Consider the following 22,455-nt stretch of genomic DNA (forward strand, 5'->3'; position numbering starts at 1 on the left):
CGGAGGCTTGCAGTGCGCCCTTGAGACCTGCTGTGAGGCCGGAGGCTTGCAGTGCGCCCTTGAGACCTGCTGTGAGGCTGGAAGCTTGCAGTGAACCTGTGGGAGCGGGTTTACCCGCGAAGAAGGCGCCACGGAGCAAGACAGGTGCACTGACAAAAATCACAGACCATGCCGGACGGCCGCGCCGAAAACGGGGCCGCCGCCCAAGCCTCCCCGCCCTCGCCACCCCATCAGTAATAGGTGCGCGGCTGCTCCTCGGCCTTGTTCAACACCGTCCCGATCAGGTTGCTGGTCCCCAGGTGATAGAGGCTGTCCTCGATGTCCTTCTTGCTGTTCATGCCATTGGCCACCACCAGCAACACACAATCGAATTTCGGCAGCAGGGTGATGGCGTCATCGGAGCTCAGCAACGGCGGCAGGTCGAAGATCGTGATGCGCGACTCGTAACGCTCGCGCAACTCGTAGATCAGGTTGCTCACCTGTGGCGAGGACAGCAACTCGGTCGACAGCGGAATGGGCTCGCGGGTCGGCAACACCACGAAACGTGGCAAGGTCGGGTTGACCATGGCATCGCACAACTCGGCTTCGTAGGCGAAATAGTCGTTGAGCGCCTTTTCCATCGGCAGCCCAAGACAGGCGCCGACGCGCGGCCTGCGCAGGTCGAAGTCCACCAGCAACGCGGTCTTGGTGGTGTGGTGGGCGATACTCATCGCCAGGTTGATCGCCAGCACCGTCTTGCCTGCTTCGGGCGTCGGCGAGGTGATGGCCAGCGTGCGCCAGCCGTTCTCTTCCATGGCCTGCAGCACCTGGGTGCGCAGCAGGTCGAAGGCCGAGCTGATCGCCGAGTTCTTCTTGTAGGCCACGATGCGGTGACGCTCCAGGTGGTCCGGGCGCAGGGGCACGACTTTGGTGCGCACATAGTCGAACAGGCCTGGCACTTCCGGGTGCTTGACCGGCACGATGGAGGAAGGCGCTGAGGCGCCTGACTTTTTCGTTTCGTCTATCGGCGTGATCTTGTTCATCGCAGCTGTCCCTATCCGAACCGACTCATGGCCTTCATCAGCAAGAGGTCAAACGGCATATAGAAGAAGTGCAGCAACACCCCCGCCAGCACCGCCAGCGCAAGGAACGCGATCACCAGCCAAACGCGCCACCTGCGCCGCTGCGCAAGCTCGGCCTGGGTCGAGATATGCGGGATGCTGACCAGGACACGCTTGCCCACGATGCTTTCCAGAGCCCCTACACCCCGCACCCGCTGGTTGAGCATCTCCAGCACCATCACCAGTGCGCCACCGCCGGCCGGGGCCAGGACGAAGCCCAGCGCGACGATCTTCTTGCGGTTAGGCTTCACCGGTTTTTCCGGCATCATCGGCGGCTCCAGGAGCACGAAGCGCTCGGCTTTGTTCTCCTGCTCCAGGCTTTCGGAAATCTTCGCCGCCATTTGCTTGGCGCGGATCTCTTCATACTTCTTGCGGGCGTTGTCGTGGTCGCGCATCAGGTTGACCAGGCCACGCTCGACCTGCGGCGCTTCGAGGATCTCGGCCTCGTAGGCGTTGATCTTCTGCGACATGTCGCGCTTCTGCTGGGCCAGCGAGGCGATGCGCTCCTGCGCCGCGGCCATGCGGGTGCGGACCTTGGCCACGTCGAGGTTACCCTCGACGCCAATGCCTCCCGCGCCACCGCCTGCTTTCAGGGCGTCGATCTTGCGTTTGACCGCACGTACGTCAGGGTGCGCTTCCTTGTAGCGGGACAGTAGCTGCGTGTACTCGGCCTGCAGGCTGGCCAGATCCTGCGGCGGCTCCGCCGCACGAGGCCTGCCGCCATCAAGAGTGCTAGGCACGCCGGCCTTGGCCCCGGCCAACTCCAGGTCCAGGTAGCGCAACTCCTCCTGGGCCGCCTTGTAGTCGCGATCGATTTCCCGGAACTCCATCTCCGAGCGCGACAGCATGTTCATGCGCAGGGTCTGATGCTCAGGCAAGGCGTTGGCGTGGGCCTGCTTGAAGTCGGCCAACTGGTTCTCCAGGCTCTGAAGCTCGGCGCCCAGTTTGTCCGCTTCCTGGCTGAGGAACTCGGTGGTCTCGCTGGCGCGTTCGGTGCGCTGCTTGATGTTCTCGTTGAGGAACAGGGTCACCAACTCGTTGGCGACCTCCCTGGCCACCTCGGGTTGCTTGTGCTCGAAGGACACATTGAAGGCGACCGTGGCCTCGCCACGTCCTTTGATGAATGTGCTGAGGGTCTCGACCACGATTGCGGTGCGCATCAGCTCGACTTTGTCGGCGTCACTGAGCTGACGGGCATTGCTGGAGAACAGCCCGTACTTCTCGATGATCCGCAGCAGGTTTTCACGGGTCATCACCCGCTGGCGGATCACCTCGATGCGCTCGTCGGCGAAGCTGTTGTTGTTGTTGGCGACCAGATCCGGAGATATCTGCTGGGACTCCACCAGGATGGTCCCGGTCGACTGGTAGACCGGTGGCACCGCCACGGCGACCGCCACGGTCGCCGCGAGAATCACCACGATGACGATCCCCAACACCAGTGCCCGATCCTTGATGATGGAGATGTAGTCCCTGATCGACAGCTCGTATTCAGATTTCATAGTCACCACACCGCTGAAATATCAGTAGTCGGGAAATCTATAGGTCAAGCTCAATCCGATAATGGTGCCGGTGGCATCTGGCAGGTTGTCTTGCTGGCGCTCTCTGTACACCAAGGATAGGCGCGCCACCCAAAATGGCGAGAGTTCGCGACTGGCCCAGGCGCCGGCCGACCACAGTTTGTTGGGCGTCTGCCCTTTGCTGTCCTGCCAGCTGGCATCGAACCCGATCCGATCGGTATCGGCGACCAGGTAACTCCAGGAGCCACGCAGGGTGTCGATTTCGGAGAATCCACCCTGGCCGCTGGCCACCGAACTGCGGTCGGCCGCGACGTTGGCGTCCATCCGTTCGCCCCGATAGCGCAACGACACGCCCCCCTGCCCCTTGCGTCCACCGCCGTCGCCGGAAACTTCGTTGACACCGACGTTCACGCTCCCTTCCAGGCGCTCGGTGAACTGGTGCGTCAGGCCGATCACCGGGGTGTAGCTGTTCGAGGCGATCGCCGCGTTGCGATCATCCGGCTCGTAGCGCCGGTAGATGAACCGGGTGAACAGGTCGGTGCGCTCGGTCCAGGCATAGGTGTAGCTCAGCCGGTTGGCGTACTCCTTGTAGCCGATCAGCGTTGACACGTCGTAGCTGGCGTCGTCGTACGAGGTCTCGTTTTCCAGCAGGCCCCGCTCGCTGAGCTGCCGGCTCCAGTTGCCGGTCAGGGTGTAGAGCTTCTGCGTGCCGTCCGTGGTGATCACACCGGTTTCCAGTACCGCACTGGACAGCGTCGAACTCTCGACGTAGGTCCCTACCAGGCCATACCGGCCCTTGTCGTAGTCCCGTTGCCACCCCAGCCGCACGCGAGGGTCTTCGCGGTTGTCGAGGATGTTGCGATCGGATGAGCGCAACACATGGGCGCCGAGACCGAAGTCGAACTGGTCACGATCGAAGGTGCCCAACAGGCCGACTTCCGGATCCAGGTAAGTGCTGGTCACCGCCTTCTCCTGGGAGGTCAGCAGCAACGGGTTGCTGTCATGTTCGACGGTCATGGGTACGGCGACCGACGTGTGCCAGATAGCTGCCTGGACCAAGGCCGGGCAAGGAAGAATCAGGATCGCCGCGGCGACCCGGGAAGTTTTCAATACAGACACGATAGGCTCAGAACAAGATCAAGGTACGACCAGCGTATCGCCGGCCTGCAGTTGGAAATTGGTGGTCATGTCACGTCCGGAAATCAGATCCCGGTAGCGCACGGGCAGCACTTGCTGACTCTCGCCCTTGCGCCGAATCACTTTGATGGAGCCTTCATCAGCGAACTTGTCCAGGCCACCTGACATGCTCAGGGCCTGCAACACCGCCATGGGGCCTTCCATCAGTACCGGGCCGGGCTTGAGCACCTTGCCCTGCACATAGACGAGGTTGCCGGCGATGCTGGTAACGACCACGCTGACGTTCGGCTCGGGCAGGAACTGCTCGAGTTTCTTGGCGATTTTCTGGGAGACCGTGCTGGCATCGAGGCCCGCTACGTCGACTCGCCCAGCCAAAGGAAAGGTGATGCTGCCATCGGGAAGCACCTTCACCTCTTGGCGAAGGTTTTCCTCCTGCCAGACAGAGACCAGGATCACATCGCCCGGACTCAGCAGGTAGGCCGCATTCGGCTCAGTGGCGTTGGCCGCCGAAGGCAGGAGCATCAGTGCGCAGAGAGTGGAGATCAGGAAACGGAACATCGGGATCCCTCCGGTCAAGTAGCCATGCCCAGCGCTACACAAAAGAACGGGGCGAAAACGCTCGCCTTTGCCGTAAAACAAGTACCGACCGCAATCGCCTCGACCGTCCTGGAGGATGTTTCCGCGATGAGACACATCGACGAAGCTCCCTGCTCCGACGCGCCCGCTGGGGGCGCCGACAAATGGAATATAGCAACGGCATGGGATTCCACAAGCCATTGCTCAGTCCTGATAAAAACGCGGGTTCTTCCAGGAACTTTCACATCTTTTTCACTTATTGGTGCAGGGCAATACACCGCACGCCAACTTTAAATCGTACGCATTAAAACAAAAGTGTTAATGCCGGGAAAAGCGAATAACTTTCACTATATTTTCGATCGGTTGGCGAGCGCGATAAACCCAATCACCGCAAAGGAAAACAGCCACCCCGCCGTCGCGGCAGGTACTACACTCGCCTTGCTGATGTAGGAGTCCGCAGCACCGGCCGCGCCACTCATCAGCACCAACAAGAAAATCGACTTGATGATCAGTGTCGAGCGCATGATCCCCTCCCTGAAAGAGGATTGGAACTGTTTAATGGGGAAACAGCTTTCTTTTTATATGGGTTGAGTATGGGGCAGCGTGACACTACGTCAATAGACCGCCACCATGATAAATCTCAATGGGGCCCGCCCTGCCTCGTCAAAATCTCGACAGCCATTCTGTGGCTGAAAAACACGCACTGTTTCAGCAACGTTGCAAAGCCCCGCTGACCCTGTGGGAGCCGGCGAAAGGACTTGGTTCACAAATTCCTGAACTGATTATTTATCCCCAGCGATTTTTCCCCCTGCCAAGGCTCACCAGAATCGCTTCACCACAATCACAATAACCGTGAGGCCACTCCCGTGGACCAGACCCTCCAGGTACGCGAGGCCGCTGCCGACCTCGTCGCCGCCTTCGCCAGCAACGATACCGCCCGCTACTTCGCCTGTTTCAGCGAAGACGCCACCTTCCTCTTCCATACCCTGCCGCAGCCGCTGCTGTCGCGCCGCGCCTATGAGCAACTGTGGGCGCAGTGGCAGGCCGAAGGCTTCGCCGTGCTGGCGTGTCAGTCCAGCAACCAGCACGTGAGCCTGCAGGGTGACGTGGCGATCTTCATGCACGATGTGGCCACCCGCATCCGCATCGCAGGCCAGGAGCACGCGCTGGCCGAGCGCGAGACCATTGCCTTCCGCCGCCACGGCGAAGGCTGGCTGGCCTGCCACGAGCACCTGTCGGTCGTCTCCGACGCCTGACGTTTTCCGCGGCCTTGCCGCACTGCCAACGCAACCACAATAGGGTCGCGCCCCGCGTCGACCTACAACATGCGCGCTGGAGCCTTGCCATGAGTCAATCGACCGGTATCGAGACCAACGGCGTCGAGCAGATCCCCGACGATCAACGCGACGCCTCCCCGCTGGACCTGTTCCGCCTGATCTTCGGCGGTGCCAATACCTTCGCCACCGCCGTACTGGGCAGCTTCCCGGTACTGTTCGGCCTGTCGTTCCAGGCCGGGGTCTGGGCAATCCTGCTCGGCGTCGGGGTCGGCGCCCTGATCCTGGCGCCCATGGGCCTGTTCGGCGCGCTCAACGGCACCAACAATGCGGTGTCGTCGGGCGCGCACTTCGGTGTGCATGGGCGCATCGTCGGCTCGTTCCTGTCGCTGCTCACCGCCGTGGCGTTCTTCTCGCTATCGGTATGGAGCTCGGGCGACGCCCTGGTCGGCGGCGCCAAGCGCCTGGCCGGGCTGCCGGAAACCGACCTGACCCTGGGGCTGGCCTACGGTCTGTTCGCGGTGCTGGTGCTGGTGGTGTGCATCTTCGGCTTTCGCTTCATGCTGTGGGTCAACAAGATCGCGGTGTGGGCGTCGAGCCTGCTGTTTCTGCTGGGCATCGTGGCCTTCGCCGGCCCGTTCGACATGAACTTCGCCGGCAGCGTCAACCTCGGCCAGCCAGGCTTCTGGGCGGCATTCGTGGGCGCCGCGATCCTGGCCATGAGCAACCCGGTGTCGTTCGGCGCCTTCCTGGGTGACTGGTCGCGCTACATTCCGCGCCAGACGCCCAAGGCGCGCATCATGCTGGCGGTGATCGCCGCCCAGGTGGCGACGCTGATCCCATTCCTGTTCGGCCTGTGCACCGCGACCCTGGTCGCCACCCAGGCGCCGGACTACATCGCAGCCAACAATTACGTCGGCGGCCTGTTGGCGATCTCGCCGGGCTGGTTCTTCTTGCCGGTGTGCCTGATCGCAGTGATCGGCGGCATGTCCACCGGCACCACGGCGCTGTATGGCACGGGCCTGGACATGTCCAGCGTGTTCCCGCGTCTGCTCAGCCGCGCTGGCGCCACGCTGCTGATCGGCGTCGCCGCCATCGCCTTCATCTTCATTGGCCGCTTCACCTTCAACCTGGTGCAGAGCGTGTCGACCTTCGCCGTGCTGATCATCACCTGCACCAGCCCCTGGATGGTGATCATGATCCTCGGCCTGATCACGCGTCGCGGCTTCTACCACGCCGATGACCTGCAAGTGTTCACCCGCGGCCAGCGCGGCGGCCACTACTGGTTCCTGCACGGCTGGAACTGGCGCGGCATGGGCGCCTGGATCCCCAGCGCGGCGGTGGGCCTGTGCTTCGTCAATCTGCCCGGGCAGTTCGTCGGTCCCCTGGGCGAGCTGGCCGGCGGCATCGACCTGAGCTTGCCAGTCACCTTGGGCCTGGCGGGCGTGCTGTACCTCATTCTGCTCAATCTGTTCCCTGAACCTGCTGGCGTCTATGGCCCGAACGGCCCGCGCTGGGTGCGCTGCAAAAGCGCGCCGCGCACGCCTGTGACCACCGCCGAAATCGCCTGACTGGAATCCGATCATGACCACACCTCACTACATCGACGGCCGCTGGGTCGAAGGCCAAGGCAACGACTGCATCACTGTGAACGACCCGTCACTCGGCCAACCGTTCGCCGAATTGATGTCGGCCAGCGCGGCTCAGGTCGACCAGGCCGTGGCCGCCGCCCGCCGCGCCCTGCCCGCCTGGAAGACCACTTCCCCGGCACAGCGCGCCGCCTTGCTGCGCGGCTTCGCCGAGCAGCTCGGCGAGCGCCGTGAAGCGCTGATCACCCTGCAGATGCGCAACAACGGCAAGCCACGCCACGAAGCCGAGATCGACCTGGACGACGCCATCGCCACCTTCGGCTACTACGCAGACCTGGCCGAGCAACTGCCTGAAAAGAACCGCGACGTGCCCCTGGCCGCTCCAGGCTTCACCGCCCGCACCCGCCTGGAGCCGGTCGGCGTGGTCGGCCTGATCGTGCCGTGGAACTTCCCCCTGGTGACCAGCGCCTGGAAGCTCGCCCCGGCCCTGGCCGCAGGCTGCACCGTGGTGCTCAAGCCCTCGGAAGTCACGCCGCTGATCGAACAGGCCTATGGCCAGATCGCCGACGCCCTGGACTTGCCCGCCGGCGTGCTGAACATCGTCAACGGCAAGGCCGAGACCGGCGCCGCCCTGAGCGGTCACAACGGCCTGGACAAGCTGTCGTTCACCGGCAGCAATGGCGTCGGCAGCCAAGTGATGCGCGCCGCCGCAGCCCAATGCCGGCCGGTGACCCTGGAGCTGGGTGGCAAGTCGGCGATCGTGGTGTTCGATGATTGCGATGTGGACCAGGCGGTGGAGTGGATCGTCGCCGGCATCACCTGGAATGCCGGCCAAATGTGCTCGGCCACCTCTCGCCTGCTGGTGCAGGACGGCATCGCCGATGCCCTGTTGCCACGCCTGCAGGCCGCCCTGGAACAGATGCAGGTGGGCAATCCGCTGGCCGAAGAAGTGGCGATGGGCCCGCTGACCAGCCAGGCGCAATGGCTCAAGGTCGCAGGCTACTTCGCCACGGCGCGCGAAGAAGGCCTGCGCTGCCTGACTGGCGGCCAGGTGCTGGACCGTGACGGTTGGTTCGTCAGCCCCACCCTGTATGCGGACGTCCCCGAAACCAGCCGCCTGTGGAGCGAGGAAATCTTCGGCCCGGTGCTCTGTGCCCGTCGCTTCACTACGGAAGACCAGGCCATCGCCCAGGCCAACGACAGCCGCTTCGGGCTGGTCGCCACAGTCTGCAGCGCCGACCTCGAACGTGCCGAGCGCGTGGCCGATGCCCTGGAGGTCGGGCATGTGTGGATCAACTCGGTCCAGGCGGTGTTCGTCGAGACGTCCTGGGGCGGCACCAAGGGCAGCGGCATCGGCCGTGAACTGGGGCCATGGGGCTTGTCGGCGTATCAGTCGGTCAAGCATGTGACGCGCTGCCTGAATTGATAGCCGGACACGAAAAGCCCCTTGCTGACGGCTGTCACAAGGGGCTTTCACAAATAAGGCACTGGCTACCGAAGCGCCAGCATCATTGTCTTGGGTGACAGATCAGGGCAGTGCCTGAACCCCGCATAGTTTGCGTAGAACCGCTCAAGCCGCTCGGTAAGCGGATGAACAATTAGCGCAACGCAACCCACCATTTCAGACGCGACCAGGGCTCGCTCGATTGCATCCTGCAAGAGATCGGTCGCCACACCCTGCCCCGCCGCCTCACGGTCCACGCCCATCCGCCCGAGGATGATCACAGGCAACTCGTTCGGAGCATTGCGCCGAAGCCTTGCCGTCGCGCCATGTGCCCGGGCAACAGAGCCATTGGACAACGTGTAGTAGCCCGCCACGGTGTTCGTACCCTTGAAACAGGTGACATACACAACCGCATGTTTCGCTTGCTGGGCGTTCAAAGCCTTTTCCTGCAAGTAGCGATTGATCGTGACTTCCCCGCAATCGAACTGATCCACTTCATGAAACTCATTGAGCCTCTGAGGGGCACTCAGCTCCAACGCTTTGGCCTGGCCAGAAGCTTCTTCACGCATTCATTGCTCCTTATGGGGTTGTCCTCGAGTACCTGCGCGAATTGATCGAACGCATCATCACTGAGCAAAAACAAGCGTTGCTCCATCAACACTTCCTCGGCACGTTTGCAGGCCGCTTCCAGTACGAAACTGGTACGGTCACCGCCAACGATTTCCACTGCGGCATCGATCAGGTCGCGTCGATGCTCAGCGACTCTCATGTTCAAGGGAACGGACTTGCCCCGGTCCCGGTTCTGGATTTCTTTCATGGATGAACTCCTGCCCGCACAGTGCGGCGCATTGAAATCGACGAGTTCGCCGACTGGAAGAAGGCTACAAGCACGTAACGCAAATGTATAGCTGTAAATCCAATAACGTTACAAAGCGAGCAGATCCCACACCCCGCCAGTACATTTCTATGGTGCAGGTGACTTTTCCCTATCATCGAAAAGTCCCACCTCTGGTAGCCCAACAATCACAACACCAGGCCAGACCTCCCATGCACCCGCAACGCACCGCCCTGCACAACGAGCTGCACGCCCGACCTTCGCTGTATTTCAACGAGCCCGCCCATGTCCATCACCTGGCGCTGCTGGGCGATGAGGCCGACTGCCAGGCTTTGCTGCAACGCTGCTGTCCGGATGCTCTGGACACCGATGCAGCCCAAGGCATCACCCGGCTGGAGGGTCATCCGTTCAAATGGGAGCGCCACGCCGAGTTCTTCACCCTGACGCTGGTGGTACCCTGCGCCTCCCATGACGCGGGCTGGCAGGGATTGCCTCAGGTTCTGGCCGAGGCCATCGCGCCGCAGGCGGCGCAGGTGATCAATGCCGTGCAGGTGCTGGTGCGCGGCGATCAGGACCTGGACCTGACCCGCTACGGCTTCAAGGACCCGTGCGGCTCTTGCGTCGGCGGTGGCGACGCGGTGGTATGGAGCGACTTTCGCCTGACCGAAGACGGCACCAACCGCCTGCTGTTCGTCAACCGACGGCTCAATGCCTACCGCCAGGGCCGGATGATCCGTCGCCTGCTGGAGATCGAGACCTACCGCATGATGGCCTCGCTGAGCCTGACCACGGCCAAGACCTTGAGCCAGGAGCTCGATACCTTCGACCGAACCCTGGTGAGCCTCTCCGAGCGCAGCGCCAGCGTCGATGGCCATGACTCCAAGGCGCTGCTCGAAGCCATCGCCCACCTCTCGCGCCAGGTGGTTAGCCGCACGGTCAAGACCCGTCATCGCTTCGGCGCCACCCAGGCCTATGCACAGCTGGTGTTCGAGCGCCTGGGCGAGCTACGCGAAAGCCATGTGGGCGACTGCCAGCGCCTGGGGGTGTTCATCGAGCGGCGTTTCAAGCCGACCGTGCGTTACTGCGCGGCCACCGAGCAACGCCTGGAGCAACTGGCCAAGAACGTGGCCAACCTGGGCGATCTGCTGCAAGCACGGGTGCAGGTGGAAATGGAAGAACAGAACGCCGAGATCCTGCGCAGCCTCAATGCCCGGGCCGACGCCCAGGTGAAGATCCAGCGGGCAGTGGAAGGCCTGTCGATCATCGCCATCACCTACTACCTGCTGAACCTGTTCAAGCTCCTGTATGGCGGGCTGAACGTGCTGGGCGCGGGGCTGACAGCGCGCGAGGCGCTGCTGGGGATGGCAGTGCCGGTGATGCTGGTGCTGGGGATGATCCTGTTGCGGATCCGGCGGGCGAAGCAGCATTGAGCAGCGAGGCGCTTGCGCCTCGATCTACCCGCGAACACCGGCCACGCATCACTGCGCCTCGTCCGCAGGCCGCGCGCTGTCCTGCAACAGCACCATGCTCTGCGGCGAGGACAATGCAATGCCCTCTTCGCGCAGGCGCCCCAGCACCGTGAACAACAGGTCGCTGCGCGCGCCCGACACCTGACGGGGGCTGCCCACATAGCCGCTGACGCTGAGCACCATGCCGCTGGCGGTAAGGTCCTTGAAGGTCACCGACGAGGCCGGCGCATCGAGGATCGCCTCATGTTCGCGGAAGGCCGTCAGCAGCAGTTCGCGCACTTTGTTCGCATCGGTTTCCAGCGGCAAGGTCAAGGTGATGCCGACCACCCCCAGGGCATTGCCCATGGTGACGTTGCGTACGTTCTGCGAGATGAACTGGGAGTTGGGCACGATCACCGTGGAGCGGTCGGACATCTGGATTTCCGTGGCTCGCACGTTGATCCGACGGATGTCCCCCTCGACCCCCGCCAGGCTCACCCAGTCCCCCACCTTGACCGGACGCTCAGTGAGCAGGATCAAGCCCGAGATAAAGTTCTGCACGATCTGTTGCAAGCCAAAACCGATACCCACCGACAGGGCGCTGACCACCCAGGTGAGGCTGGTGAGGTTGATGCGCAAGGTCGTCATCACCAGCATGGCCAGGAACAGGAAGCCCAGGTAACCGACCAGGGTCACCAGGGAGGCGCGCATGCCGGCATCCATGTCCGTCTCCGGCAGCAGGCGCTCGCTCAGCCAGCGCTTGACCACACGAATGGCGAACAGACCGCCCAGGAACATGGCCACGGCGAGCAGGATGTCCTGGGGCACGATGTTCAGGTTGCCGAGCAGCTTGCCACCGGTGTCGTCCCAGTCCGCCAGGCTCAGCAGCAACTCGCCCGGGCTGGTGCCCGAGGGCATGAGCACCAGCAAGGCGGCGACAAACAGCAAGAACGTGCGACCGATCCCTGCCAGGATCGTGCTGGCCTGGGCCTGGTGGCGTTGCTGCAGCCCAAGCGCGGCGGCCAGGGCCAGGCCACCGGGCTGGCGTGGCGACAGCAGGGTTTCGCACAGATCGCCGAACACCGTGACCAGCAGGTAGGCGCAGGTGCCTACCACACTGACCCACAGCAGCTTGGCGGTGAGGAAGTAGGCCAGGGTCAGGTAACCGGTGAGCAGCGCCAGCAGGACCAACGCGACCCACACCACGATCACGAACGGGATCAGCCCCGCCAGCCCAGGTGCTCGCTCCAACTGATGCTGCTTGCGGGCACGGCGGTAGCACACCAGCGCCGCGACGAAGATCAGCGACACCACCAGCGCGGTCAGGCCATTGGTGGCCACGGTGAGCGCAAGGCTCGTGCCGATCACGCTGTTGATGCGCTCCTGGGTCAGCAGCACCATCAGGGCCAGGGCCAGGAGCTTGGGGAACCAGCCCAGGGCGCTGGCCACCTCGTCCGGGATCGGCGGCAACCGCCAGGACGGGCGCTGGAGCATCAGCATGGCGCGGCCAAGGCCGGCGATGAAGGCACTGAACACCACCAGCGCCAGGATGTGGTTGATCAGGCTGGCAATGTCGTTGCCCAGCTCTGCGCTGTTCTCCAGGCCCCAGCGCACCAGCGACACCGAGCCACCGATGGTACTCAAGGTCGCCAGGCTGACACTCAAGGCCAGCGCGCTGCGGCGCAGGCGGCCTTCAGGCAACCAGCGGACCATGGCATTGGCCAGCAAGCGTTCGAGCAAGCGGCGAACCCATGTCCAGACCAACAGCGCGGCCGCCAGGCTACCGATGAACAGCCAACGGTGATCGGCACTGAAGGCACTGGCCACGGCGTCGGCCGCCTCGCCACGCAGATCGCGCAGACGTGCGACATCTTCGTCGGTCGGGCGGATCAGGCTCGACCAGAACGCCGGGCTCAGCGGGCTGGCGGCACGGGTGGTGACTTGGGAGTTGAACTGGCTGCGGCGCAAGTTGACGATCTGAGTGGCCAGGTCGCGTGCCGACTGGGTCAGCTGGATGGCCTGCTGTTGCTCGGCCAGCACCTGTTTCTTCTCGTCACTGAGCTGCTTGCGCTGACGGGTGATGCTTTCGGCTTCGTCCGGGAGCACCGGGCCGAGGACCTTGAGTTGATCGTCCAGGCGCTCCACATCGGTGGTGCGCTGGGTGCCCAGGGCATCGGCCTGTCGCTGCACCTGCAAGGCGGCCTGACGCAACTGCGACAGCAGGTCGTCGTTGGCTTCGCTGGTCAGCCCCTGGCGAACCTGGTCAAGCCGATCGCTCAATTGCTCCAGGCTGGCGTTTTCCTCCAGCACCGGCAGCTCGTCCACGCTCAGTGGCCCGACCGATGCCGACCAGGCCGGTGTCGCCACCCACAGCAGCAAGGCGAGGATTCCTACGCAAAAACGGCAAAGGCTCAGGCGCCTCATCGAATTCCCCTATTTACAAGCTCGAGTTTGCGGGAATTCTACGCTGCTCCCGGTGATCACGTGAGTGCCGTTTCTCGCTCCAGCAACTGTCGCTTGCGTTCGACGCCCCAACGGTAGCCACTAAGATCGCCATCACGGCGCACGACCCGGTGACAAGGGATGGCCACGGCCAGGTGGTTGGCCGCACAGGCTTGGGCGACCGCGCGCACGGCCTTGGGCGCGCCGATGCGCTGAGCGATGTCGGTGTAGCTGACCCGGCTGCCCAGCGGCACCTCGCGCAGCGCCTGCCAGACCCGCTCCTGAAAGGCCGTGCCCTGCACATCCAGCGGCAAGGCCAGGCCCAGCGCCGGCTGCTCGACGAAGCCCACCACCACCGCGACCAACTGCTCGAAACTGGCATCGCCACCGATCAGTTGCGCATTGCGGAACTGATCCTGCAACTCGCACAGCAGTTGCTCAGGGTCGTCGCCCAATAGAATGGCGCAGATTCCGCGCTCGCTCTGGGCCACCAGGATCGCCCCCAGGGAGCACTGGCCGATGGCGAAACGAATGCGCGCCCCCGCACCGCCGGCGCGATATTCACGCGGACGCATGCCCAGGCGCTGACCAGCACTTTCATAGAATCGGCTATTGGAGTTGTAGCCGGCGTCATAGATCGCGTCGGTCACGGAACTGTCTTGATCGTCGAGCCGCTCGCGCAGGCGCCGGGCGCGGAAGGCCGAGGCATAGGCTTTGGGGGTAAGCCCAGTCTCGGCCTTGAACAGGCGATGCAGGTGGAAGGGGCTGAGCGTCAGTTGCGCGCCCAGTTGCTCGAGATTGGGCGCGGTGTCGCTGGCCTCGATCAATCGACAGGCACGGGCAACCAGCTCGGTGCGTCGTGCAACCTGTTCGGCCTTGGCCTCGGTGCAACGTCGACAGGCACGATACCCGGCCGCCTGGGCCGCCTCGGCGTCGGTGAAGAACTCGACGTTTTCGCGCTTGGCCAAGCGCGACTTGCAACCCGGCTGACAGTAGACGCCCGTGGTGCGCACGGCATAGACGAAATGGCCACTGGCCGCAGCGTCGCGGGCCTGCACGGCGAGCCAGCGGTCGGCATCGGTGAGGTAAGTTGAGGCAGGCTTCATGGGGCATCTCCAGGGCTGCGGATGGTTCAAGCCTGACAGGGTGGGAGGCGTGTGGCACTCCGATTCTTGCCGAGCAATGTGCGCGTGAACGCCTACGCTCGCCACAGGTACCAGGACGCCACCGTGCGGTACGGGCTCCAGCCGCCGCCCAACGACCGCAACTGCGCAGGCGTCGGCGCCTTGTCCATGCCCTTGAGCCGCCGGTAACCCTCTCGCACGCCAAAGTCGTCCACCGGCAGGATGTCGGAGCGCTCCAGGCAATAGATCAAGAGCATCTCCACCGTCCAGCGGCCGACGCCACGCAGGCTGACCAGGCGCTCGATCAGCGCATCATCGGTCAAGGCCAGAGCCTGTTCGCGGCTGGGCACGATACCGTCCAGCCGCGCCTGGGCGATGCCCTGCACGGTCGCCAGCTTGCTGGCGGAGAACCCGCAGGCGCGCAGCACATCCGCCGGTGTGGCCAGCAACTGCTCAGGGGCGGGGAACGCAGCCTCGGGAAACAAGGCCAGCATCCGCGCCAGGATCGCCTCGGCCGCCCGGGCGTGCAATTGCTGATACGCCACCGCACGCACCAGCGCCTCGAAGGGTTCGCGCTCAGGTGCCGCACTGTGCTGGCAGGGGCCGATGGCGGCGATATGCCGGGCCCAGTCCGGGTCCAGGGCGGCGAGAAAATCCGTGGCTTCACGGTAGGCCACGGGCGAGAGGTCGGCGTGGATCATGCGCAGTGCCCTCCAGTGATCGGAAAACACCCAGCTTAGACCAATCGCTTAGCGGCTAAACGACGGATCTTGCGCGGGTAATTTCGCTGTCAACGGCCTTGCGCCGTGGCGCCTTCCTCGCGGGCAGACCGCTCCCATCGGTATCCCCGCAGGCCCGGTGGGAACGCACTTATCCGCGGCGGCGCACAGCCCTCAGTCTGTCACAGCCCGCAGCTTGGCCGCCCGTCGATACGACTGCCGGGCAAAGCACACGAACAACCCCGCCATCAGCGCCAGTGCCATCGGCAGCCCGTGGGGCGCCACATCCATCGCCGCGCCGCTGACCAACGGCCCGACCAGGCTACCGACACCCCACAGCAAACCGACGCTGGCGTTGGCGGTGACCAGGTCCTGGCCCTTGAAGCGCTGGCCGATCAGCACCAGCGCCAGGGTGTAGATGCCACCGGCCACCGCACCCAGCAGCACCAGCATCGGCCAGAGCAACCAGGTTGCCTGAAGCAGCCACGGCAGGCCGATGCCGATCGACATGGCCAACAGGCCGCACACCAGGTGCAGCCCAGTGCGCTCGACCCGGTCGGCCAGCCAGCCCAGAGGCAACTGGAAGATCATGTCGCCGGCGAACACCACCGTCACCATCAGCGCCGCCACGCCGACGGCAAAGCCATGACTGCTGGCATACACCGGCAGCAACGACAGCACCACGGCATCGAAGAAGGAGAAGAACAGCACCGCCACGCACAGCGCTGGCGCCACGCGGAAGAAACCGGCCAGGGTGAAACTCTTTTCGCCCTCCTCGCCATGCTCCACATGATCGTTGGGGACCGTCAGCACGATGCACAGCAAGGCCAGGCCGTAGCAGGCCGTCACCACGCCGGTGACCCAAGGGCTGTTGGCGCCCACCAGCGCCAGCATCGCCGGGCCCAGCACCTGGAAACCGGTGAAGCTGGTGGCGTACAACGCCATGATCTTGCCGCGGTTGTGATCCGGGCACAGTTCGTTGACCCAGGATTCGCCCAGGATGATCGCGACCCCCATGCCAACCCCCAACGCCAGGCGCAGCAGCGCCAGGTGCCAGATCGAGGCGAACGACCATTCCAGCAAGGCGATGCTCAGGGTGCACAGGCTAAAGCTCAGTAGGTAGATGGTGCGCCGGGTCAGATGCCGGCAACAGGCGTCGACCATGAACGCCGAGAGCATCATCCCTGCCGCCGGAATGGCCGAGATGATGCCGATTTCAAGGGTGCTGGCCCCCGCCTCGTGAAGGCGCAATGAGACCAGCGGCAAGCTCGCCCCCAGGCTGAAGCCCACCACCGACACGGCGAACAAAAGGCCCGCCAGCAAACGCATGTTCATGTACCACTCCTTGCACGCCACCCGGCGGCACCCACGTGCCCCGGTCGGCTGGAAAACCACTGAAAAGATGTGCGAACGCAGGCGCCCAGGCTCACGCCGGGAAGGCGCGCACAGGCGAGCGCGAATCAGTTCAGGGCAAGATGTGGCGAGAAAGTGAAGGCGAACAGCACGCTGCGTCGACGCTTGAGCACCGTGTCGCTCGGCCACGTGCGACGTGCAGCCTGGGAAGCAGGCTGGCGAACAAGGCGAAGGGACAGGGAACAGCGCATTGCATCGACTACGTGGAAAGAAAAGAGCCGGCACTCTAGGCCAAGGGCCGCCGACTCGTCAATCTCGGGACCGCCAGGCGGTCCCGACGCCATCAACGCTTGCCGGTGGACGGCAGGAATACGGCCAGCAGGCCGAACAATGGCAGGTACGAACACAGCCCGTACACGTACTCGATCCCCCGCAGGTCGGCCAGGTACCCGAGCAACGCCGCCCCGATGCCCCCGAACCCGAACATCAGGCCAAAGAAGATCCCGGCGATCATGCCGACACTCCCCGGCACCAGCTCCTGGGCATACACCACGATCGCCGAGAAGGCCGACGCCAGGATGAAGCCGATCACAACGCTGAGCACGGTGGTCCAGAAGAGGTCGGCATAGGGCAGCAACAGGGTGAATGGCGCCACACCCAGGATGGAGAACCAGATCACCGCCTTGCGTCCGATGCGATCGCCGATCGGCCCACCAAAGAACGTCCCGGCCGCCACCGCGCCGAGGAACAGGAACAAGTGCAACTGGGAGCTCGCGACCGACAGGTCGAACTTCTCGATCAAGTAGAAGGTGAAGTAGCTGGTGAAACTGGCCATGTAGAAGTACTTGGAGAACACCAGCAGGCCCAGCACCACCAGCGCCAGGATCACCCGCTGGCGGGAAATGCCATGGCTGGCCTGCACGGCCTTGCGCGCCTTGAACTGGTTGAGGTGGCCGGTGTACCAGCGGCGCAGCAGCAAGGTCACGGCGAAGAAGAACAACCCAGCAAGGCCGAACCAGGCCACGTGGCTCTGGCCGAAGGGAATGACAATGGCCGCCGCCAGCAGCGGACCAAAGGCCGATCCCGCATTGCCGCCGACCTGGAACGTCGACTGGGCCAGGCCAAAACGACCGCCTGAGGCCAGGCGCGCGATCCGCGAGGTCTCCGGGTGGAAGGTCGACGAACCGATGCCTACCAGCGCCGAGGCCAGGAGGATCATGGGGAAACTGCCGACGAACGCCAACATCACGATCCCGACCAAGGTACACACCGTACCCAACGGCAACAGGTTCGGCGTCGGTCGCCGGTCAGTGAAAAAACCCACCCAGGGCTGCAGCAGCGAGGCGGTGACCTGGAAGGTCAGGGTGATCAGGCCGATCTGGGCAAAGCTCAGGTCATAGTTCGCCTTGAGCATTGGATAGATGGCCGGCAACACCGACTGGATCAGATCGTTGATCAGATGCGCCAGCGCGCAAAAGGCGATGATGCGCATCACCAGCGGGTTGGCTTGGGCCGTCGCGCTGGCGGCGGTGGAAGTCTGGGCGCTGCTGGTGGCCATGGCAGGGAGTCCGTCCGCGAATTTGGGATCCGATTATCCGGAAACAAGTAGATAGATAGCTACCTTTTTATATCGATGAGCCAATACGCACTTGAAAACAATTCTCAATATAATTAGCATCTTCGCCGTCAAAACCCCGTAAACACTGGCCCAAACCGCCCTCCTCGCGAGCCGCCCCCATGAGCCCAACGCCCGCTCTCCACCCCCAGGCAGACCCCGAACGAGAGGCTCTGGAATGGTTCTCCCGTCTTCGCCATCCCGGATGCGACGAACGGCAACGCCAAGCCTTCGCCGCGTGGTGCCAGGCACCGGAGAACGCCCGCGCCTACGCCGAGCTGGAAGCCTGCTGGCAGCAACTGACCACTACCCCTCGCCCTCGCGTCCCGCTGGTCCACTCGCGCCGCAGCCACGCCGGAACGTGGCTGGCCGTACTGTTCCTGCTGATCCTGGCAGGGCTGGCCTACGGATACTGGCCGCAGGCGCAGCGCCTGGGCAGCGACCTGTATACCGACAGCGGCGAACGACGCAGCGTGCGCCTGGCTGACGGCACCACCCTGCACCTGGACGGCGCCAGCGCCTTGGATATCGACCTGCGCGAGCGCACACGGCAGATGCAATTGATTCAAGGCCAGGTGTACCTGGAGGTCATGCTCGATGGGCGCGCCCTGCAGGTTCAGGTCGATGATGCCCGCATCGAGGTCTATGGCAGCCGCCTGATGCTCGCCCGTCACGGCACCTATGACGAACTGGTGGTACTCAACGGCAAGGCCATGGTGCTCCAAGGTGGTGATCAGCGCATGGTCTCGGCTGGCGAACGGGTAACCTTCACCGATGCGCGCATCGGCCAGGTGAGCAAGATCGACGTCAAGACGGTGGACGCCTGGCGCAACGGTCATCTGCTGGCCAGGGACATGCCGCTGGGCGAGGTCCTCGAACGCTTGGCCGGCTATCAGGGACGATGCGTCTGGCTGCTGGACGAGCAGACCGCCCAGCGGCGTGTCAGCGGTGACTTCGACCTCGACCACCCCTCTCATAGCCTGGAGCGCCTGGCCGACGAACAGCATTTGCGCCTGTATGGCGTACTCGGCCGTTGGCTGGTGGTGCGCTGATCCAGGGCTTTCTGGCTAAGCGATTGAAAGCGCGTAAATTTTTTTTGAAATGAGTGTTGACACAATCGCGTTTCAGGCGAATAATGCGCGCCACTTGGCTACATAGCTCAGTCGGTTAGAGCACGGCATTCATAATGCCGGTGTCCGGGGTTCAAGTCCCTGTGTAGCCACCATATTGAAAAGGGCTTATCGAAAGATAAGCCCTTTTTTCTTGTCCGCGAAAAACTGCGCGGCCCGCCCTAGCTCATCGCACCCCCGCCGCCATCACCGCGACCCCCAGCCCGATCAGGGCCACGCCGATCACCCGATCCACCATGACCTGCCGCTCGACCATAGCCTTGCGCAGCACCGCACTGGAAAAGAACACTGCCACCAGGCTGAACCACACCCAATGGGCGAAGGACATGAACGCACCATAGGCAAAGTCCAGGGCCATCGGGCTCCCCGGCTGCACCACCTGGGTATAGGCACTGACCACGAACAGCATGGTCTTGGGGTTCAGCGCATTGGTCAGAAAGCCCGTGCGAAGTGCCTTCAGCACGCTCACCTGGCCGACCTGCGCAAGGTCGTCGAGGCTGATGCGCGCGGTGTTGGTCAGCGATTGATAGCCCAGGTAGATCAGGTACCCCGCACCCAGCACCTTCATGGTCATGAACAACACCGGGCTCTGACTGATGATCACGGCAATACCCAGAACCGTGTACAGCACATGCACCTGCACCCCCAAAGCGATGCCGACGGCAGCGGCAAGCCCCGCCTTGCGTCCCTGTGCATAACTGCTGCGGGTGACCATGGCGAAGTCGGCGCCCGGGCTGATGACAGCCAGCACAGTGAACAGGGCGACAGCGATCAGTTCATTCACGAAAAGCTCCTCGATAGGCGATGAAAAAACACAGAGGCGCCAATTATCGAGGGCTTATCCACAGGCAAAAATCGATTTATAGTGCGACGAATCCGCTAGTTTTATTCACAGATTCGGGAGCGGACCCGCCCTCGAAGCTGCGTTGTTCTCCTCGCGGGTGAGCCCGCGCCCATAGGGCTATCGCGCCGATACGATCATGAAACTGCCGCCGCTTACCGCTTTTCGTTACTTCGACATCGCCGCCGAAACCGAAAGCTTCGTGCGCGCCGCCGAGCGCCTGCATGTGACCCATGGGGCAGTCAGCCGCCAGGTGCGCCTGCTGGAAGAGAGCCTTGGCGTCGAGCTGTTCGAACGACGCAACCGGGCGATCTTTCTCACCGCTGCGGGGAGGATGCTACACAGCACCACCCAGTCGATCTTCGAGCAACTGGAAGGCACCGTGCAGCGTCTGCAAACACAGGAGCGCGATAACGTACTGGTGCTGTCGTGCGAACCGACCATCGCCATGCGCTGGCTGATTCCGCGCCTGCCCCGCTTCCACGCCGCCCATCCGGACCTGCAACTGCACCTGGTGGCCGCTGGCGGCCCCGTGGACTTCGCCCGCGCGGGCGTCGACCTGGCCCTGCGGCGTGACGACTTTCATTGGGACCGGCAACTGCATAGCCTGAAGATCTGCGACGAATGGATCGGCCCCGTCTGCCAACCCAACCTGAGCAGCAGGCTCGACGGCCAACGTCTGCTGCACAGCGCCACTCGTCCCAACGCCTGGGCTACCTGGCTGCGTCTGGACGGCAGGCAAGCCCGAGATACCGAGCGAAGCGACTTCGAGCATTTCTACTTGTCCATCCAGGCCGCCAGCGCGGGCCTGGGCCTGGCGATTGCGTCGGCCCTGATGGTGCGCGACGAACTCGACAGCGGGCAGCTACAGGCGCCGTTTGGCTTCTTGCGCGATGGCTCTGCCTACCACCTGCTCAGCCCCCGGCCACTGGAGCCCGGTGACAAGCGCGAGCGTTTTGCCACATGGGTGGTTCAGGAGTGCCAGAGCTGCCTGGCTCACTTAGGCTTGATGCAAAACGACGAGCCCGAATGACCGTCGCCGCCCCACGTCCGAAACCCTGCGGTATCCAGATGGATGCGCCCCGTCGGGTAACGCCCCAGCCCCATGTTCCAGGCTTGGCCGTATTGCTGCCAGAAGCGGCATAGCGGATTGGGATCTGACCAGGCTGGCAAGAGCACGTCCACGGCGAAGGCGCGCGTGTGGGCGCTACCCACCGCTCCGCCCGCACAGGCGTTCAGGCGCGGATCGCGATAAGCCGAGACCACCTCGAACTGGCGCAGAACGCCTTGCTCGTCGAGCGTCTTGAGCAACGCCAGGGTAGAACGCACCTGAGGCCACTGGGCAGCCGGCGGCACGGCGAAGGGCGAGGCCCGGCACAGGCGCCAGTCCGAGGCCGAGCGCAGCAGTTGATGGATCGGCACCACGCCGTAAAGGCGCGCATCCACCAGCATCTGGCGGAAGGCACGCGTCTCGTGGTCGCCCGCCCATTGGGCGAACATCCACAGGTCTCGATCATCGGCGTGGGCGTGAGCGCCCATCATCAGACTTGCCGCCAGCGCCAGCAGCGTCGTGCCCTTCATCTGCCACTCCTGTGTTCACTCCTACGTCGAGTAAAGCACGAGACCTGTGCCGCAGATGGCGGGTTACTCCAGAGGCCGCAGGCGATATTGAGGCGGCAACTGGGCAAAGCCGCTGATGGTGGTGTCCAGGCTCTTCCAGCGACCATCCTTGATGCCATAGATGCAACCATGAATGGACAGGTCCTGCCCCCGATGCCAGGCGTTCTGCACGATGCTGGTATGCGCCACGTTGGCGACCTGCTGGATGACATTGAGTTCGCACAGCCGATCGACCTTGGCCTCTTCGCTCTCCAGCTTGGCCAGCTCGCCGCGCTTTTCGTAGTACAGGTCGCGGATCGAGCGCAGCCAGCCATCGATCAGGCCCAACTGGCGGTCCTGCATGGCCGCCCGTACACCACCGCAGCCGTAGTGGCCGGTGACCAGGATGTGCTTGACCTTGAGCACCTCGACTGCGTACTGGATCACCGACAGGCAGTTCAGGTCGGTGTGCAGCACCACGTTGGCGACATTGCGATGCACGAACAGATCACCCGGCAACATGCCGACGATCTCGTTGGCCGGCACGCGGGCATCGGAGCAACCGATCCAGAGGAATTCGGGGGTTTGCTGACGGGCCAGCTTGGCAAAGAAGTCCGGGTCGCGCTGCTTGATCGCATCGGCCCAGCGTTCGTTGTTGTCGATCAGTTCCTGCAAGTCATGCATGGTCGTTGCCTCATCAGGGTATGGCTGT

21 protein-coding genes and 1 tRNA gene are annotated in these 22,455 nt (G+C 63.6%); 7 read left to right on the forward strand and 15 right to left on the reverse strand.

Going from position 1 to position 22,455, the window contains the following annotated elements; all coding sequences use genetic code 11:
* Window positions 1-230 precede the first annotated feature (230 nt).
* The 5 genes from ACNFCH_RS06135 to eppA all read right to left on the reverse strand — a co-directional run bounded on the left by ACNFCH_RS06135 (window position 231) and on the right by eppA (window position 4,854).
* Complete coding sequence (locus ACNFCH_RS06135; protein WP_337159586.1) at window positions 231-1,022, reverse strand: CpsD/CapB family tyrosine-protein kinase; 792 nt, start codon at window positions 1,020-1,022, stop codon at window positions 231-233.
* A gap of 11 nt (window positions 1,023-1,033) precedes the next feature.
* Window positions 1,034-2,599 carry a GumC family protein gene (locus ACNFCH_RS06140; protein ID WP_337159585.1) on the reverse strand — a complete coding sequence of 522 codons (1,566 nt, stop codon included), beginning with the start codon at window positions 2,597-2,599 and terminating at the stop codon, window positions 1,034-1,036.
* A gap of 21 nt (window positions 2,600-2,620) precedes the next feature.
* A complete protein-coding gene (locus tag ACNFCH_RS06145; RefSeq protein ID WP_337159584.1) occupies window positions 2,621-3,736 on the reverse strand; it encodes a hypothetical protein in 1,116 nt (371 codons plus the stop codon).
* Between the two features lie 18 nt (window positions 3,737-3,754).
* Window positions 3,755-4,312, reverse strand: a complete 558-nt coding sequence (locus tag ACNFCH_RS06150) for a polysaccharide biosynthesis/export family protein (protein WP_070092722.1) — start codon at window positions 4,310-4,312, stop codon at window positions 3,755-3,757.
* 365 nt (window positions 4,313-4,677) lie between these two features.
* Complete coding sequence (gene eppA / locus ACNFCH_RS06155; protein WP_167358099.1) at window positions 4,678-4,854, reverse strand: EPS-associated small membrane protein EppA; 177 nt, start codon at window positions 4,852-4,854, stop codon at window positions 4,678-4,680.
* A 342-nt stretch (window positions 4,855-5,196) separates the two neighbouring features.
* Between eppA and ACNFCH_RS06160 the strand changes: the two genes are divergently transcribed.
* From ACNFCH_RS06160 to ACNFCH_RS06170, 3 genes are all read left to right on the forward strand, one after another.
* Entirely contained in the window at window positions 5,197-5,586 is a 390-nt protein-coding gene (locus ACNFCH_RS06160; RefSeq protein WP_416742439.1) for a YybH family protein, read from the forward strand.
* Between the two features lie 89 nt (window positions 5,587-5,675).
* The gene (locus ACNFCH_RS06165; RefSeq protein ID WP_337159582.1) at window positions 5,676-7,175 is read left to right on the forward strand and encodes a purine-cytosine permease family protein; all 1,500 of its coding nucleotides are present in this window, start codon (window positions 5,676-5,678) and stop codon (window positions 7,173-7,175) included.
* A 13-nt stretch (window positions 7,176-7,188) separates the two neighbouring features.
* Window positions 7,189-8,619 carry an aldehyde dehydrogenase family protein gene (locus ACNFCH_RS06170; protein WP_416742440.1) on the forward strand — a complete coding sequence of 477 codons (1,431 nt, stop codon included), beginning with the start codon at window positions 7,189-7,191 and terminating at the stop codon, window positions 8,617-8,619.
* Window positions 8,620-8,684: 65 nt separating this feature from the next.
* Here the strand turns inward: ACNFCH_RS06170 and ACNFCH_RS06175 are convergent, their stop codons facing one another.
* Window positions 8,685-9,206, reverse strand: a complete 522-nt coding sequence (locus tag ACNFCH_RS06175; RefSeq protein WP_337159580.1) for a GNAT family N-acetyltransferase — start codon at window positions 9,204-9,206, stop codon at window positions 8,685-8,687.
* On the reverse strand, window positions 9,164-9,454 hold the full coding sequence (locus tag ACNFCH_RS06180; RefSeq protein WP_337159579.1) for a DUF1778 domain-containing protein: 291 nt from the start codon (window positions 9,452-9,454) through the stop codon (window positions 9,164-9,166). Before ACNFCH_RS06180 ends, ACNFCH_RS06175 begins: the two co-directional genes overlap by 43 nt.
* Window positions 9,455-9,684: 230 nt before the next feature.
* On the opposite strand from ACNFCH_RS06180, the gene ACNFCH_RS06185 reads away from it, so the two are divergent.
* Window positions 9,685-10,902: a DUF3422 domain-containing protein gene (locus ACNFCH_RS06185; protein ID WP_337159578.1), complete on the forward strand. Its 1,218-nt coding sequence runs from the start codon at window positions 9,685-9,687 to the stop codon at window positions 10,900-10,902.
* A 48-nt stretch (window positions 10,903-10,950) separates the two neighbouring features.
* Here ACNFCH_RS06185 and ACNFCH_RS06190 read toward each other — a convergent pair whose 3' ends face one another.
* From ACNFCH_RS06190 to ACNFCH_RS06210, 5 genes are all read right to left on the reverse strand, one after another.
* Window positions 10,951-13,344 (reverse strand): DUF3772 domain-containing protein, encoded by a 2,394-nt coding sequence (locus tag ACNFCH_RS06190; RefSeq protein WP_337159577.1) that lies wholly within the window; start codon window positions 13,342-13,344, stop codon window positions 10,951-10,953.
* Window positions 13,345-13,400: 56 nt separating this feature from the next.
* Window positions 13,401-14,468: a bifunctional DNA-binding transcriptional regulator/O6-methylguanine-DNA methyltransferase Ada gene (gene ada, locus ACNFCH_RS06195; protein ID WP_416742441.1), complete on the reverse strand. Its 1,068-nt coding sequence runs from the start codon at window positions 14,466-14,468 to the stop codon at window positions 13,401-13,403.
* 92 nt (window positions 14,469-14,560) lie between these two features.
* Window positions 14,561-15,187 (reverse strand): DNA-3-methyladenine glycosylase 2 family protein, encoded by a 627-nt coding sequence (locus ACNFCH_RS06200; protein WP_337159575.1) that lies wholly within the window; start codon window positions 15,185-15,187, stop codon window positions 14,561-14,563.
* Window positions 15,188-15,379: 192 nt separating this feature from the next.
* Complete coding sequence (locus ACNFCH_RS06205; RefSeq protein ID WP_416742442.1) at window positions 15,380-16,540, reverse strand: MFS transporter; 1,161 nt, start codon at window positions 16,538-16,540, stop codon at window positions 15,380-15,382.
* A gap of 361 nt (window positions 16,541-16,901) precedes the next feature.
* Complete coding sequence (locus ACNFCH_RS06210; RefSeq protein ID WP_337159573.1) at window positions 16,902-18,116, reverse strand: MFS transporter; 1,215 nt, start codon at window positions 18,114-18,116, stop codon at window positions 16,902-16,904.
* A gap of 179 nt (window positions 18,117-18,295) precedes the next feature.
* Here ACNFCH_RS06210 and ACNFCH_RS06215 point away from each other — a divergent pair, with 179 nt between their 5' ends.
* Both ACNFCH_RS06215 and ACNFCH_RS06220 read left to right on the forward strand, forming a co-directional pair.
* Window positions 18,296-19,225 (forward strand): FecR family protein, encoded by a 930-nt coding sequence (locus tag ACNFCH_RS06215; protein WP_416742443.1) that lies wholly within the window; start codon window positions 18,296-18,298, stop codon window positions 19,223-19,225.
* Between the two features lie 96 nt (window positions 19,226-19,321).
* A tRNA-Met gene (locus tag ACNFCH_RS06220) sits at window positions 19,322-19,398 on the forward strand.
* A gap of 71 nt (window positions 19,399-19,469) precedes the next feature.
* On the opposite strand, the gene ACNFCH_RS06225 is transcribed toward ACNFCH_RS06220, so the two are convergent.
* Window positions 19,470-20,087 carry a LysE family translocator gene (locus tag ACNFCH_RS06225; RefSeq protein WP_337159571.1) on the reverse strand — a complete coding sequence of 206 codons (618 nt, stop codon included), beginning with the start codon at window positions 20,085-20,087 and terminating at the stop codon, window positions 19,470-19,472.
* A gap of 196 nt (window positions 20,088-20,283) precedes the next feature.
* Between ACNFCH_RS06225 and ACNFCH_RS06230 the strand changes: the two genes are divergently transcribed.
* On the forward strand, window positions 20,284-21,177 hold the full coding sequence (locus tag ACNFCH_RS06230) for a LysR substrate-binding domain-containing protein (protein WP_416742444.1): 894 nt from the start codon (window positions 20,284-20,286) through the stop codon (window positions 21,175-21,177).
* Here ACNFCH_RS06230 and ACNFCH_RS06235 read toward each other — a convergent pair.
* Both ACNFCH_RS06235 and can read right to left on the reverse strand, forming a co-directional pair.
* Window positions 21,141-21,725, reverse strand: coding sequence for a peptidase M15 (locus tag ACNFCH_RS06235; protein WP_416742445.1), 585 nt, complete (start codon window positions 21,723-21,725; stop codon window positions 21,141-21,143). The genes ACNFCH_RS06230 and ACNFCH_RS06235 overlap by 37 nt on opposite strands.
* Window positions 21,726-21,788: 63 nt before the next feature.
* Window positions 21,789-22,427 (reverse strand): carbonate dehydratase, encoded by a 639-nt coding sequence (can, locus tag ACNFCH_RS06240; protein WP_196163832.1) that lies wholly within the window; start codon window positions 22,425-22,427, stop codon window positions 21,789-21,791.
* Window positions 22,428-22,455 lie beyond the last annotated feature (28 nt).

It is taken from the genome of Pseudomonas sp. NY15354, from assembly GCF_048068075.1.
Classification (GTDB): Bacteria; Pseudomonadota; Gammaproteobacteria; order Pseudomonadales; family Pseudomonadaceae; genus Aquipseudomonas; species Aquipseudomonas guariconensis_C.